Source organism: Paraburkholderia sp. USG1 (genome assembly GCF_031570135.1).
GTDB classification, from domain to species: domain Bacteria; phylum Pseudomonadota; class Gammaproteobacteria; order Burkholderiales; family Burkholderiaceae; genus Paraburkholderia; species Paraburkholderia dioscoreae.
Genome location: NZ_JAMWXW010000011.1, coordinates 68,859 through 83,109, shown reverse-complemented (window position 1 = coordinate 83,109; position 14,251 = coordinate 68,859). Strand labels below are relative to the sequence as shown.

Here is a 14,251-nt window from a genome sequence, read left to right as displayed (position 1 = left end):
CAATCCCCTATGCAGGACACGACCATTCAACCTACGCTGACTCCCGTGCAGAACAACGTGAAACCGGCCCGCACCGCAGCCGGGGCGGCGTTGCTGTGCGTCCTGTCGATGTCGAGCGTGCAATTCGGCGCCGCGCTCTCCGCACCGACCATGGCCGCGTACGGTTCGCTCACCACTACGTGGCTGCGGTTGTGCTGGGCGGCTTTGGTGCTCGCCGTGCTGGTGCGCCCGCGCTTTCGGACCTATTCGCGCTCGCACTGGCTTGCCGCCGGCGTGCTGGGCGCGGCGATGGCCGGCATGACATTGTGCTTTTTCGCAGCGCTCCAGCGTATTCCGTTAGGGCTTGCCGTCGCGATCGACTTTCTCGGGCCGCTCGCCGTGGCCACGTTCGCGGTGCGCCGCGCGCGAGCGTTGCTCTGGCCCGCGCTGGCGATTGCTGGCGTCATACTGCTTTCGCGCGATCGCGCCGGCTGGATCGGCGAACCGCTCGGCGTGTTGCTCGCGTGCGGCGCGGCGCTCGGTTGGGGCAGCTATATCGTGTTGATGAAAAAGACCGGCACCCTGTTCGCGGGACTCGAAGGACTGTCGGTGTCGCTAATCGCGGCTGCGCTCGCGGCCACGCCGTTCGGACTGGCGCAAAGCGGGCTGCACGTGGCGGGCGCTCAGATCGCGGCAACGGCAGGCCTCGCGCTGCTGGTCCCGCTGCTGCCGTACGCGCTGGAAATGGTGGCATTGCGCCACATGCCGGCTGCTTCGTTCGGGATCCTGATGAGTGTCGAACCGGCAATCGGCGCGTTGGCGGGCTTCGTCGTGCTGCATCAGCCGATGGGGGTTTTACAGATCGCCGGCACGCTGCTGGTGGTGACCGCAAGCGTCGGCGCGGTGGTCGCGACGCGCTGATTCCCGTTGCAGCACAGCACCGGCAGTGCACGGCCGTCAGGGCACACAACGCCACCCGAGCGCTCAGGCGATGTTTTCCGCCTCGTAAAGACGCCGGCCCGCGGCGTCCTTCGTGCCGAGAATCGGCTCGAAATCGATCGGCCATTCAATGCCGATGTCGGGATCGCGCCACAGAATGCAGCGCTCCAGTTCGGGAAACCAGTACTCCGTGGTCTTCCACAGACACTCGGCGACCTCGGACAGCACCACGAAACCGTGCGCAAAGCCTGGCGGCACCCAGATCTGGCGGTGATTGGCCGCGCTCAGATCCGCCCCGCACCACTTGCCGAAGTTCGGCGAATTGAGCCGCACGTCCACCGCGACGCCGAACACTTCGCCCACCACGACCCGCATCAGCCGCCCTTGAGGACGCTGCACCTGATAGTGCAGCCCGCGCAACACGCCGTGCACCGCGCTCGAATGCCGGTCCTGCACGAACTGGAAAGCTGGCGAGAGGTCGGCGATAAACTCGTCCTCGCTGAAGCTTTCGAAGCAGAAGCCGAATTCGTCGCAGAACACCTCGGGCTCGATGAGTTTCACCTCCGGCAATGCCGTCGCGATCACCTTGTTGCCCATGGCCGCCGCACTCGTAAGTATCCTGACCGGCAAAAACGCGGCCGCCACGACGGACGCGTTCAATTCTCGTAAGGCGCCGCCTCTTCTGCCGGCACGAGCGCCTCCACGAATACTACGCCCGCGTCGTGATCCGGCTGCGGGCGCGATATTCGGTTGGAGACAGCGCCATGCGCTTGCGGAAAATCTTCGCGAGACGATCGCCGTTGCCCGTTCCGCTGCGGCGCGCGATCTTGTCGACCGGCAATTCGGTCTCGGTGAGGAAGTTGCAGGCAATGCGCAGCCGTATCTGCAACAGATAGTCCGACGGCGTGAGTTGCATTTCATGCTTGAAACGCCGCAGGAAATTGCGCTCGCTCATCGCCGCGACCTGCGCGGCGTCCGCCACCGAAACCGGACGGTCGCAATTCGCTTCCATCCAGCGCGCTGCGGCGCGGATTTTTTCGGCCACGCTGAGTGTGCCGCCTTCCGCCGGCAGCGGCACCCAGTTGGCCGCCATGCCGGGCATCACGCGATCGGCGACGCTGCGGGCGAGTTCAGCGCCAAGGTCGCGTTTGATGAACATGAGCGCGCTGCGCGCACAGTCATGACGATCATTGGATGCGCTGAGAGCGGACTCGCTCGTGATGCCGTTCAGATAGCGGTTCACCTGCGGTGCGTCGTGATCCGACGGGCCGGCCGCTTCCAGAACGAGTCGCCCTTCACCGATCGTTTCGATCGCGCGAGTGCGCGATTGCACCGAACGCAGCCAGCCGAGTACCCGCTCGTCGCGCGCAGCCACATGCGCACCGTAGCCGCCGGCGATAAACAGCACGTCGAAGCCGCTGCCGAAACGCGCGTCGATACGGTCGGTCCAGATGCGGGCCGAAGAAGAACTGGCGACGCTGCCGCCGTCCATTGAAAGGAATTGCACTTCGTAAGGCTGCTCTTCGCCGGCTCGCGAGCTCGACAGTTCGTTGGCGGTCTGGAACATCTCCACCACCGTGCCCGGCCCGAGCAGCCAGAAGCCGTCGAACAGCAACACGCCGATTCGCCGCGTTGCACTGCGCGCGCTCAGCGTCGGCGTATGCAACCAGGTGATCCTCGCAGTATCAAGGTGCATGTGCGGCATGATATTTCCCCAGACTGTCGTACATTGTGGACCCCGATCCCGTTAGCGGCCGATATGAACGCGATGATTATGACGAGGGTGATTTCGAACCATGCCACTTAACGGATTAAGCGTGATGTTAGCCGAACACCTCGCTATAGTAAATTTGAAAAACAAATACTATCGAGATACGGAATGTATGAAGAAAACCGTTATCTCGCGTTTCATATGTCTCACGCCGGCCGTTCCGGCGCGGCAGCGAATCATGCCGGCGAAATTTTCCGCCTTGGTGCCGGAACGGCTTGTAGCCTTGCTCCCGAGCCATCGTCACGCACTGCTCGCGCCTCTGTAGAGCCGGCTGCTTTGTGACCTGCGGGTGTCGCGTCGGCACAAGAAAGTGTTTCAAACCTGAACTCCAAACCTCGCAGATAATGACCGTTCCATAGCGGCTTTATTCGCAAACCGGGAATTTAACATCCGCCAGAATGCCATCCAAGCAGTATTTATAGAACCGATACCGATTAAATATTTAGAAACGCTTTTCTCGAACATCTGAAAACGTTTCTATATTGAAACATCGCGTATTTATACGTCTGATCTGAAAAGGTTTCTTCACGTGCGGCAAGCGCAACCTTCAGGGGAATACGCGCGCCTCGTGGCCGTGGCGCGCGTGAATCAGGTGGCGGGCGGAACGCCGTCAGGCCGTGGGCGATTCGTCGAGTGGCGCGCGTTCGACCGTGGCACGGCGTACCCGCCGCTCCTCCCTCTTGCGATGCAGTTGCGCAAGCCGGCGCCGGCCGTGCGTGAGCGACGCGACCGCATGGAACGCGACCGGCGCGAACACCAATCCGAACAGCGTGGCAGCCAGCACGCCGCCGAACACGCCGGTGCCGATCGAGCGGCGGCTTTCGGCGCCCGCGCCGCTCGACACCACCAGCGGCACGACGCCGAGCAGAAACGCCGCCGAGGTCATCACGATCGGGCGGAAGCGCGCGCCCGCGGCTTCGGTCACGGCACGCGTCAACGGCAGGCCACGCTGATACAGATCGCGGGCGAATTGCACGATCAGAATCGCATTCTTCGCCGCGAGGCCGATCACCGTGATCATGCCGACCTTGAAGTACACGTCATTGGGCATGCCGCGCAACAGCACGGCCGCGACCGCGCCGATCACGCCGAGCGGCACGACCATCAGCACCGCTAACGGGATCGTCCAGCTTTCGTAGAGCGCCGCCAGCGCCATGAAGACCGCTAACAACGAAAGGCCGATCAGTAGCGGCGTGAGTTTCGCGGCCGCGGTTTCCTCGCGCGCCGCATCGACCCAGTCGTACTGGACGCCAACCGGCAACGCGGCGGCGAGCCGTTCCATCTCCGCCATCGCCGCGCCGGAACTGTAGCCGGGGGCCGCGTGACCGCTCACGTCGAGCGACGGATAACCGTTGTAGCGTGTCAGCATCACCGGGCCGATCGTCCACTGGCGCGTCGCGATAGCCGAGAGCGGCACCATGCCGCCCGTCGAGTTGGGCACCGCGAGCGCCAGCAGGTCGTCTTCGGTCATGCGCGTGGCGGCCTCGGCGGCGATCATCACACGGCGCATGCGGCCGCCCGCCGGGAAATCGTCGATATAGGTCGAGCCGAAGGTGCTGCCCAGCACGTCGGCGATGCGATCGAACGACACGCCGAGCGCATACGCTTTCGCGCGGTCGACGATCAGCTCGACGCGCGGCGCGTCAGGCAGATCCTCGGAGTGCACGGAAGCCAACACAGGACTCGCTTTGGCCTGCGTGAACAGTTGCTCGCGCGCGGCCTTCAGCGCGTCGAGCCCCACTCCGCCGCGATCCTCCAGACGAAACACGAAACCGTCCGAATGCCCGACGCCCGGCACCGAAGGCGGTAATTGCGCCTCTACGTTGCCGTCCAGAATCCTGTCGAACTTTGCATTGAGCCGGTCTCGCAGAGCCAGCGCGTCGACATCACGCTTGCCCCAGTCCTTGAGTTCGACAAACCCCATCGCCACGTTCTGGCCGCTGCCGGAAAAACTCCAGCCGATCACACTCGTCACGTTGGCGATGGCGGGCTCCGCGTGGAGGATTTTTTCCACCCGCTCCACTACGGCCAGCGTGCGTGCCTGCGTGGCACCCGCGGGCAATTGCACCATCACCTGCAACTGGCCTTCGTCTTCGCTCGGCAGAAAACCGCCGGGCATCTGCCAGTAGAGCAAACCGCACACGCCGACCAGCACCGCGTAGACCGCCAGCATCGGGCCGATGCGGTGCAGCGTGCGCGCGGTCAAGCCGCGATAGCCACGCGCGGCCCGATCGAAACCGGATGTGAAGCGGCTTGCCGCGCGCGCCGCGAAACCCAGAACGCCGCGGCGCGCATCACGTTGACGAACCGATTGCGTGTGCGCCTTCAAGAGATTCGCGCACAGCGCGGGCGTCAACGACAAGGCCATGAACGACGACACCAGCATCGACGCGATCATAGCCACCGCGAACTGCCGGTAAATGCCGCCGACGCCGCCGGGGAAAAACGCCATTGGTACGAACACGGCCGTCAACACCGCCGTCACGCCGACAATCGCGCCGCCGATCTGCGACATCGCCTTGCGCGTAGCCTCGCGTGGCGGCAGGCCCTCTTCTTCCATCACGCGGTGCACGCTCTCCACCACCACGATCGCGTCGTCGACGAGAATCCCGATGGCGAGCACGAGGCCGAACAGAGTGAATACGTTGATCGACAGACCGCACGCGTACATGGCGAGAAACGCGCCCATCAGCGTGACCGGAATCACCACGGTCGGCACCAGCGTGTAGCGCAGATCGCGCAGAAACAGCCACATGACGAAGAACACCAGCACCACCGCTTCCGCGAGTGTGACGAGCACCTCGTGAATTGCAATCTGCACGAAATGCGCGTTGTCGAACGGGATTTCGATGGAGACGCCCGACGGCAATCCTTTCGACAACTCGGCAAGCCGCGCACGAATCGCATTCGACGTTTCGAGCGCGTTGCCGCGCGGCCCGAGTTGAATCCCGACCGTCGCCGCGGCCCTGCCGTTCAGGCGCGAATAGAACGAGTAATTGTCGCGCCCCACTTCAACCCGCGCGACGTCGCGCAGGCGCACGGCCGAGCCGTCCGGCCGCGCCTTCAGCACGATCTGGCCGAATTCGGCCGGCGAGATCAATTGCCCCTTCACACTCACCGAGGCGGTGAGTTGCTGGCCCGGCACGAATGGCGCGTCACCCAGCGTGCCGGCCGTGACGGTCGCATTCTGCGCGGCAATGGCGGCGTTCACTTCGGCGGCGCCGAGGCCGTATTCGCGCAGCTTCATCGGATCGAGCCAGATGCGCAGCGCTTCGTCCGCGTCCCAGAGTTGGGCCGAGCCCACTCCTGGCGCTCGCTTCAATTCACGCAACACGTAGCGGCTCAGGTAATCGCTCAGTTGCACGGAGTCGCGCGTGCCGTCGGTGGAGGTGAGCGCCACCAGCATCAGGAACGTGTTGGCGGCCTTGAACACGCTGATGCCCTGCTGCACGACCTGCTGTGGCAAGCGCGGCTCGACCTGCTTGAGCCGGTTCTGGATATCCACCAGCGCGAGATCGGGATTGGTGCCCGGTGCAAAGGTCGCGTCGATTTCGAGCTCGCCCAGGCTGTCGCTCGTCGTTTCGTAGTACAGCATATTGTCGGCGCCATCGAGACTCTCCTCGATGATGCTGCCGACATTGGCGTCCACGACTTCAGTCGAAGCACCCGGATACGTGGCGGATATCACGACGCGCGGCGGCGCAAGACGCGGATACTGCGCCACCGGCAGTTGCGGAATAGCCAGCGCGCCCGCCACGACAAGGGCGAGCGCGACGATCCATGCGAAGACCGGGCGGTCGATGAAGAAAAATGGCACTCAAAGAATCCATTCAGATTGTCTGGAGGCGCGGTGCTTCGACGAGACGGGCCATATGCAGCACATCGGCCAGGATGCCGTCGCGCAGCGCGAAACCGCGCGAATAACCTTCTTCGACAAAGCCGAACTTGCGATACAGCGCGATGGCCGGCGCGTTGTCGGAAAACACCGTCAGGTCGATGCGGCGCAAACCGAGCGAACCGTCCGCGCAGTCGATCAAACCCTGCAGAAGCGCCGAGCCGACACCGCGCCCATGATACGCGTCGTGCACGGCCAGCCCCATATGCGCACAGTGCGCGCGGCTCGGCCGGTGAACCTCGAGACCGGCGTGGCCGACCACGCGTTCGTCGATAATCGCGCACACGTTCACACCGCTTTTTAGGCGCCGCTCATACCACGCCGCGAGTTGTTCAGGACTGCGATAGCCGACCGACAGCGTGCCGCGCCGCACACCGGGCAGGCTCATGATCTCGGCGAACGCGTCCATGTCAGACGATTCGAGCGCGCGAACCATAATACATTTCTCGTGCACGGCGCCGTCCGGCGACCTTGTTTCTTTCATGGTCTTATTCCACTGCAAGATGGGTGGCCGATAGCGGCGACATCCACGGTGCCGGCTCGCGCAGCCGCGCCATGAAATAACAGTCGATCAAAACGCCGCGACGCAATACCGCACCGCGCTGATGCGCTTCGATCTCGAAGCCGCACTTGCGATAGAGCGCGAGTGCCGCATGGTTGTCGGTGTAGACATGCAACTCGACTCGGCGCAGACCAAGCCAGTTGTCGGCCAGATCGAGCAGTTCGGTCATCAGCGCACGTCCGATGCCGCGCCGCTGCCATGCGTCGTGTACACCAATGCCGATCGAAGCGGCATGCGCGCGGCGCCCCTTGAATGGACTGAGGCTCGCCTCCCCGACCAGCGTGTCGCCCACCGTCGCAGCGATCGCAATTCCGGGGGCCTCGAATTCTTCCAGGTGCTCTCGTGTGCTGGCAACAGTCCGAAACGGCATCTGCGGATTGCCGTTCATCGCCACGGGCATTTGCAGCATGGCGTGAAACTGTTCCGTGTCTGCCACGCGCAAGGCGCGCAGCGTCAGGCCCTCGGGCAAGCTCTCAGGCTTTGATTCTATTTTTTCGTGTCGATCCATAGGCTCATAACGTCAATTCGAATGACTTCACCAGAATGCCGGGCAATTGCATGCCGCCCGTGGCGCGCTCGCCCCACGTCGAGTCGCTCAAAAGCAGTTCGGCCTGCGCGCCGAGTTGTTCGAGTTCGCTGCCTAGCAAACGGTACAGGCTGTCGTCGAAACGCATGGCCTCGAGCGGGGCGACGATTTCTCCGTTCTCGACCCAGAAAGTCGCGAAGCGCGTCATGCCGGTGAGGCGGCAATTCATGCGGTCCGAGAAGTTCACGTACCAGAGATTGCCGATGTAGAGCCCGGTACCGAGTTTCGCCAGCACGTCTTCTTCAGGCAGATCGCCTGCTTGCATCGAGAGCGCGGCCGGTGACTCGCCGGCGAGCGCACCATTGGGTGTCAAGCCGTATTCGCGCGCACTGCGTGCGTTGGTCAGCCGCTCTGCGCTGCGGCCAGCCTGGATCAACGGGACGCTGTCGCGCAGATAGCCGTCGTCGTTGAAGCCGGGCGTGATGCCGAGACTCAGATCTTCGCTGATCGTTACGCGCGGGTCGACTACGACTTCTCCCACATGCAGCTTGTACAACTCGCTGCGTGAACTCGCCTGCGCGCGAGCGGAAAAGCCGCTCCACGCGGTGACGCCGAGCAGTTCGGACAACGCCGCGGGCGCCAGATAGGAACGGTAGCGTCCCGGCGCCAACGCGCGCGGCGCGCGCGCGAGCACGGCAAGGCGGGTCGCGGCCTGCTCGACTTTGCGCGCGAACACGGCGTCGCTCCAGTCGTCGCCGGCGTAGGTCGTTTTGATCGCGCGGCCACTCGGGTCGTACAGCGACCAGCTGAAATTGAAGTTATCCACTTCATACCAGCCGCGGCTGCCGCTCGTGGATGCGAAGCCGCGCACGATCGTGCCGCCGGCGTAAAACCCCACGAAATCCAGCCCTTGCGCGCATTGCGCGACGACACTCGCGAGGCCGTCAGGGTCCGGCAGCTTGCCTGAACGCTGCGTGGTCCGCTCCCATTTCGACGTGTCGAACAGCAGATGCGGATCGTCCGCCGCGTCGCGCAACCCCTCTCGCAAGGTGACGAGCGTGGCGCTCACTTCGTCGAGATCCTGTTGCAGATCGCCGCACACGGTCAGCGTGGAATACGCCTGACGTGCACCGTCGATCAGACGCAAGGTCAGCTTGCCTTGCGACACGCTGCCGGTCTGTCGCACCTTGCCCGAATTGAAACGAATGAAATCGGACTGCTCGCCGGCAAACGAACTGAGCGTGGTTTCGCCGCCGTGCTGCAGGCGCCCGATTGCATCGGCGAGCGCCGTGAAATGCCGTTGCCAGTCCACCGACGTGGCCGCGCGCGAAGAGATGAACTGGCTCATCATGCGCCTCCGAATACGTCGATATGGCTGAATACGCAGGCCGGCGACGCATGGCCCACGCGAATGATCTGCGCCGGTTCGCCCTTGCCGCACATGGACGTGCCATACACTTCACGCGTGGCCGCATTGCCCACCGCGCTCAGGCTGCGCCAGAAATTCGCCGAAATGCCGCGATAATTCGGCTGTTTGACGATCTGCGTGAGCTTGCCGTTTTCGATCAGTTGACCGAACTCGCAGCCGAACTGGAATTTGTTGCGATGATCGTCGATCGACCATGACGTATTGGTGCGCATCAGAATGCCGTGTTCGATGTTGCCGATCATCTCTTCCAGCGAACTCTCGCCAGGCTCGATATTCAGATTCGCCATGCGGTCGATCGGCGGCCGGTTCCAGTTCGACGCGCGCGAATTCGCCACGCCCGGCATGCGGGCTCGCTGCTGCGACAGCGCGCCGCCGAGCGGACGCTCCAGCACGCCGTTGCGAATAAGGTATTGCTTGTGCGCTTCGGAGCCGTCGTCGTCGAAGGCGTAGGCTGCCGCTTCCTCGCGCAACTCCGGGTCGAAGGTGACGTTCAGCAATTCGGAACCGTAACGGTATGAACCGAACATGTCCTGCTTGACGAAGCTCCAGCCCGCGAAATTGCGTTCGTCGCCGAGAATGCGGTCTAATTCGAGCGGATGGCCGATCGATTCGTGAATCTGCAGCATCATCTGGTCGGGCATCAGCAACAGATCCCGCTTGCCCGAGGGACAATTCGGCGCGGCCAGCAATTGCAACGCTTCGTTAGCGACGCGCGCGCCCGAACCTTCGAAGCCAAAACGCGCCAGCACTTCCATGCCGCCCTGCCCGAGCGTGCCGTAGTTGCCACCGAGCGTGCGCACCTGGGTATCGCCGTTCGCGTGCGCGGCCACGCTCAATTGCGGCATCACGAAGCGGAACTGCTGGTCGATCCGCACGCCGTCGCCCGTCATGTAGAGCTGATCCGTATGCGTGATCTGCACCGCCGCCACACGCTCCACGATTCTTTCGTCGAGATTGGCCGCAGTGCATTCCGCACTCAAACGGTCGAGCCATTCGGCGCGGCTCGGCAACGCATGTTGCGCATTCGGCGACACGTATTCACCGCTTGCCGCCGGACGCGCGACTTCGCGGTGGTCGATCAACGACAAGGCGGCGCTCGCTTCCGCGCGTGCGGTGGCCATGTCGAGCGCCGCCTGCAAACCCGCCGCGGACAGATTCGCGGTTGCGGCATAGCCCGCGCCCGCACCCACCCAGGCGATCAGCATCGCCCCGCGATCCCGCACCGTGCGCAGCGGTTGCGCGATATCGTTGCGGATCTCGTGATCGTCGATCTGTTCGTCGACTATGCGCAGCGACCAGAATGCCGCGCGGCTCTTCAGCGTACGGGCGGCCTGCGCCCAACGTTCGTCAATCATTGGCTTTTCCCGTATGAGTCGCGGCGGCGCCCGGCTCCGGCACATTGAGCGACGACGCCAGCAGCGACTGGGTGTAAGGATGCGACGGCGCATGCAACACGTCGAGTATGTCGCCGGCTTCCACTATGCGTCCCGACTTCATCACGATCACACGATGCGCCATGGCTCGCATCACCGCCAGATCGTGCGTAATGAACAAATAGCTTAGCTTGTACTTTTTCTGCAGATTTGTCAGCAGATTCAATACCTGCTTCTGGATAGAGACGTCGAGCGCACTGGTCGGTTCGTCGAGCACCAGCAACTCCGGTTCGACCGCCAGCGCGCGCGCAATCGCAATGCGTTGACGCTGGCCGCCGGAGAACTCATGCGGATAACGCAGCATCGCATCGGCGGGCATGCCGACCTCTTCGAGCAGGCTGCCGACGCGCGCGCGCCGCGCCCTCGCATCCACTTCTGGCCGATGCACGGCAAGGCCTTCGCCGATGATCTGCTCGACCGTCATGCGCGGCGACAGCGAGCCGAACGGATCCTGAAACACGACTTGCATGCGCGAATACAACGCGCGGCGCGACTTCGCTGTTTTGAGCGTGGAAAGCGGCAAGCCGTCGATATGGATATGGCCGGCAGCCGGCTGTTGCAGACCAAGCACCGTTGCCGCCAGCGTCGATTTGCCCGAACCGGATTCGCCCACAATGCCGAGCGTTTCGCCGCGCCGCACGCTCAGATCGACGTCATGCACCGCGCGGAATGTCGAGCGGCCGAACAGCGAACGCCAGCCTTTCGCCGACGTGCGGTAGTCGACAGCCAGCCCCTGCACTTCCAGCAGCCGGCGCGCGCCCTGCTCGACCGGCGCCACCGCGCGTTGCGGCTCGCTGTCCAGCAGGCGCCGCGTGTATGGATGCTGCGGGTTCGCGAACAGTGCCTCGGTCGTATTGGTTTCGACCAGTACGCCCTTTTCCATCACCGCGACGCGCTGCGCAAAACGCTTCACCAGATTCAGATCGTGTGTGATCAGCAGCACGGCCATGCCGCGTTCGGCCGCTTCCTGCTCCTGCAAGGAGATCAACAGATCGACGATCTGCTGGCGAACGGTGACGTCGAGCGCCGTGGTAGGTTCATCGGCAAGCAGCAAACGCGGGCGGCAAGCGAGCGCCATCGCGATCATCGCGCGCTGCCGCTGGCCGCCGGACAGTTGGTGCGGAAAGCTGTCGATACGCCGCTCCGGTTCGGGAATACCGGTGCGCCTGAGCAACTCGATGCCGCGCTCGCGCGCCGCATTCGGCCGTAGACCTTCATGCAGACGCAAACTCTCGGCAATCTGCTTGCCGATCGTGAAGAGCGGATTGAGCGCGGTCATCGGTTCCTGAAACACCATCGCCACGTCCGCGCCGCGCAGGCCACGCATCTGCTGCTCGGTTTTCTGCAGCAGATCTTCGCCGTCGAGCAGCATGCGGCCGCTCAATTCGGCGTGCTCGACGAGCCGCAAAATCGATAACGCGGTGACGCTCTTGCCGGAACCCGATTCGCCGACCAGTGCAACGCGCTCGCCGCGTGCAATGGAAAGACTGAGTTCATGCACGGCGACCTTGTCGCCGAAACGCACGGAGAAACGGTCGATTTCCAGTAGCGGCCGGCCGACGGGTGCCTGGGTAGGCGCCTGAATAGTCGTCATCGCGGACCTCCGCCGAAAGCCGAACCACGCGAGCGCGTGTCCAATGCGTTGCGCAAAGCGTCGCCCATGAAGGTCAGCAACAGCAGCGTGATCACCAGTGCGGCAAACGCCGACATCGAGATCCACCACGCGTCGAGATTGTTCTTGCCTTCCTGTAGCAGTTCGCCGAGGCTCGGTGTGGGCGGCGGCACGCCGAGGCCGAGAAAGTCGAGACTGGTCAGCGACAGGATCGCGGCGCTCATGCGGAACGGCAGAAAGGTAATCACCGGTGTCAGGCTGTTCGGCAGAACGTGGCGCCACATGATCTGCCAGTTGCTAAGCCCCATGGTGCGCGCCGCCTTCACGTAATCAAGCGAACGATTGCGCAGGAATTCGGCGCGCACGTAGTCCGACAGAACGAGCCAGCCGAACATCGACAGCAGAATGAATAGCAGCCAGAGCGTGGGCTCGAAGATCGACGCAAAGATGATCAGCAGATACAGGTCAGGCATCGAACTCCAGATTTCGATCAGACGCTGGCCGATCAGATCCGTACGTCCACCATAAAAGCCCTGTATCGCGCCAGTCAACACGCCGACCACGACACCGGACACCGTGAGCGCCAGTGCCATCAACACCGACAAGCGGAACCCGTAGAGCAGCCGCGCCAGCACGTCGCGCCCGAACTGATCCGTGCCGAGCCAGTTACTCGTAGTAGGCGGCGCAGGATACGGGTGCGCGGCGAAATAGTCGATCGTGTCGTAGTGGAAATGATTCGGCGGATAGATCGCGAAGTTGCCGTTCGATTCGAGCCGCGAACGGATATACGGATCGAGGTAGTTCGCACGCGCCGGAAAGTCGCCGCCGAACAGCGTCTCCGGATAGTCCTTCACAATTGGAAAGTAGTAATGCCCGTCGTAACGAACAATCAACGGACGGTCGTTGGACAGCACCTCGCCGAGCAGGCTGATCGCGAACAGCGACACGAAAATCACGAGGCTCCAGTAGCCCAGACGCTGCTGCCTGAAGCGCAGCCACGTACGCCGCCACGGAGACGGCGACGCCGCGTGCGCCGCGCCGGCCGCGTCAGCGGTCCAGGCGGTTGAATTGGATGCGGGGGTCGACGAGGACATAGCAGACGTCAGCAATGAGTTTGGTTACAAGGGCGATCAGCGTGAAGAGAAAGAGCGATCCGAGCACGACCGGATAATCACGGCGGATCACCGAGTCGTACGACAGTTGGCCCATGCCGTCGAGCGAGAACAACGTTTCGATCAGCAGATTGCCGTTCAGAAACGCGCCGACGAAGGCCGCCGGCAAACCCGTGAGCAATGGAATCGCAGCGTTGCGCAGCACGTGTTTCCACAGTACGTCGCGCTCCGGTGCGCCCTTGGCGCGTGCCGTCAACACGTACTGACGGCCGATTTCCTCCAGAAACGTGTTCTTGGTCAGAATCGTGACGATCGCGAAGTTGCCGACCACCGAAGCCGTGACCGGCAGCACGATGTGCCAGAGATAGTCGAGTACCTTCCCGAATGCGCTGAGATCGTTGAAGTTATCCGATGTGAGACCGCGCATTGGAAACACCTGCCAGAATGTGCCGCCGCCGAATAACATCAGCAGCAATACGCCGAGCACGAAGCCGGGAATTGCATAGCCGGCGAGTACCAGCACGCTCGTGACGGTATCGAAACGCGAGCCGTTGCGCACCGCTTTCGCGATCCCCAACGGCACCGATATCAGATAGGTGAGCAGTACCGTCCATAAACCTAGCGTGATCGATACGGGCAGCTTCGATTTGATCACGTCCCACACGCTGTCGTGCTGATAGTAGGACTGGCCGAGATCGAACGTCGCGTAGCGCCTGAGCATCAGCAGATAGCGTTCGAGCGGTGGCTTGTCGAAGCCGAACTGCTTCTTGATCTGCTCGATCTGCTGCGGATCGACGCCCTGGCTGCCGTGATAGCCGCCGCCGCCCGCCCCCGCCTCTCCGCCACGGCCGGCGCCGTGGCGGAGTTGCGTCATCACCTGTTCGACCGGCCCACCCGGCACGAACTGCGTGACGACAAAGGTCAGTGTGACTACGCCGAGCAGGGTCGGCACCATCAACAGTAATCGTCTGAGAATGTAGGCGAGCATGCGAT

The 14,251-nt window shown here is 63.1% G+C and carries 11 protein-coding genes; 1 reads left to right on the top strand and 10 read right to left on the bottom strand.

Features of this window, described 5'->3' with window-relative positions:
- Positions 1-9 precede the first annotated feature (9 nt).
- Positions 10-900, top strand: a complete 891-nt coding sequence (locus NE850_RS16420; RefSeq protein WP_007182457.1) for a DMT family transporter — start codon at positions 10-12, stop codon at positions 898-900.
- A 63-nt stretch (positions 901-963) separates the two neighbouring features.
- Here the strand turns inward: NE850_RS16420 and rfbC are convergent, their stop codons facing one another.
- The 10 genes from rfbC to NE850_RS16370 all read right to left on the bottom strand — a co-directional run bounded on the left by rfbC (position 964) and on the right by NE850_RS16370 (position 14,246).
- On the bottom strand, positions 964-1,515 hold the full coding sequence (gene rfbC / locus NE850_RS16415; RefSeq protein ID WP_007182458.1) for a dTDP-4-dehydrorhamnose 3,5-epimerase: 552 nt from the start codon (positions 1,513-1,515) through the stop codon (positions 964-966).
- 112 nt (positions 1,516-1,627) lie between these two features.
- Positions 1,628-2,623 (bottom strand): GlxA family transcriptional regulator, encoded by a 996-nt coding sequence (locus tag NE850_RS16410; protein ID WP_007182459.1) that lies wholly within the window; start codon positions 2,621-2,623, stop codon positions 1,628-1,630.
- Between the two features lie 676 nt (positions 2,624-3,299).
- The gene (locus tag NE850_RS16405; RefSeq protein ID WP_007182460.1) at positions 3,300-6,506 is read right to left on the bottom strand and encodes a multidrug efflux RND transporter permease subunit; all 3,207 of its coding nucleotides are present in this window, start codon (positions 6,504-6,506) and stop codon (positions 3,300-3,302) included.
- Positions 6,507-6,519: 13 nt separating this feature from the next.
- Positions 6,520-7,068, bottom strand: a complete 549-nt coding sequence (locus tag NE850_RS16400) for a GNAT family N-acetyltransferase (RefSeq protein WP_007182461.1) — start codon at positions 7,066-7,068, stop codon at positions 6,520-6,522.
- A gap of 4 nt (positions 7,069-7,072) precedes the next feature.
- On the bottom strand, positions 7,073-7,654 hold the full coding sequence (locus NE850_RS16395) for a GNAT family N-acetyltransferase (protein WP_007182462.1): 582 nt from the start codon (positions 7,652-7,654) through the stop codon (positions 7,073-7,075).
- A gap of 4 nt (positions 7,655-7,658) precedes the next feature.
- Positions 7,659-9,020 carry a TldD/PmbA family protein gene (locus NE850_RS16390; RefSeq protein WP_165187412.1) on the bottom strand — a complete coding sequence of 454 codons (1,362 nt, stop codon included), beginning with the start codon at positions 9,018-9,020 and terminating at the stop codon, positions 7,659-7,661.
- Complete coding sequence (locus tag NE850_RS16385; RefSeq protein WP_310698926.1) at positions 9,020-10,456, bottom strand: TldD/PmbA family protein; 1,437 nt, start codon at positions 10,454-10,456, stop codon at positions 9,020-9,022. Before NE850_RS16385 ends, NE850_RS16390 begins: the two co-directional genes overlap by 1 nt.
- On the bottom strand, positions 10,449-12,128 hold the full coding sequence (locus NE850_RS16380; protein ID WP_310698925.1) for a dipeptide ABC transporter ATP-binding protein: 1,680 nt from the start codon (positions 12,126-12,128) through the stop codon (positions 10,449-10,451). The genes NE850_RS16385 and NE850_RS16380 overlap by 8 nt, the downstream gene beginning before the upstream one ends.
- Positions 12,125-13,240, bottom strand: coding sequence for an ABC transporter permease (locus NE850_RS16375; protein ID WP_007182466.1), 1,116 nt, complete (start codon positions 13,238-13,240; stop codon positions 12,125-12,127). Before NE850_RS16375 ends, NE850_RS16380 begins: the two co-directional genes overlap by 4 nt.
- A complete protein-coding gene (locus NE850_RS16370) occupies positions 13,194-14,246 on the bottom strand; it encodes a microcin C ABC transporter permease YejB (RefSeq protein WP_007182467.1) in 1,053 nt (350 codons plus the stop codon). Before NE850_RS16370 ends, NE850_RS16375 begins: the two co-directional genes overlap by 47 nt.
- Between the last annotated feature and the right edge of the window lie 5 nt (positions 14,247-14,251).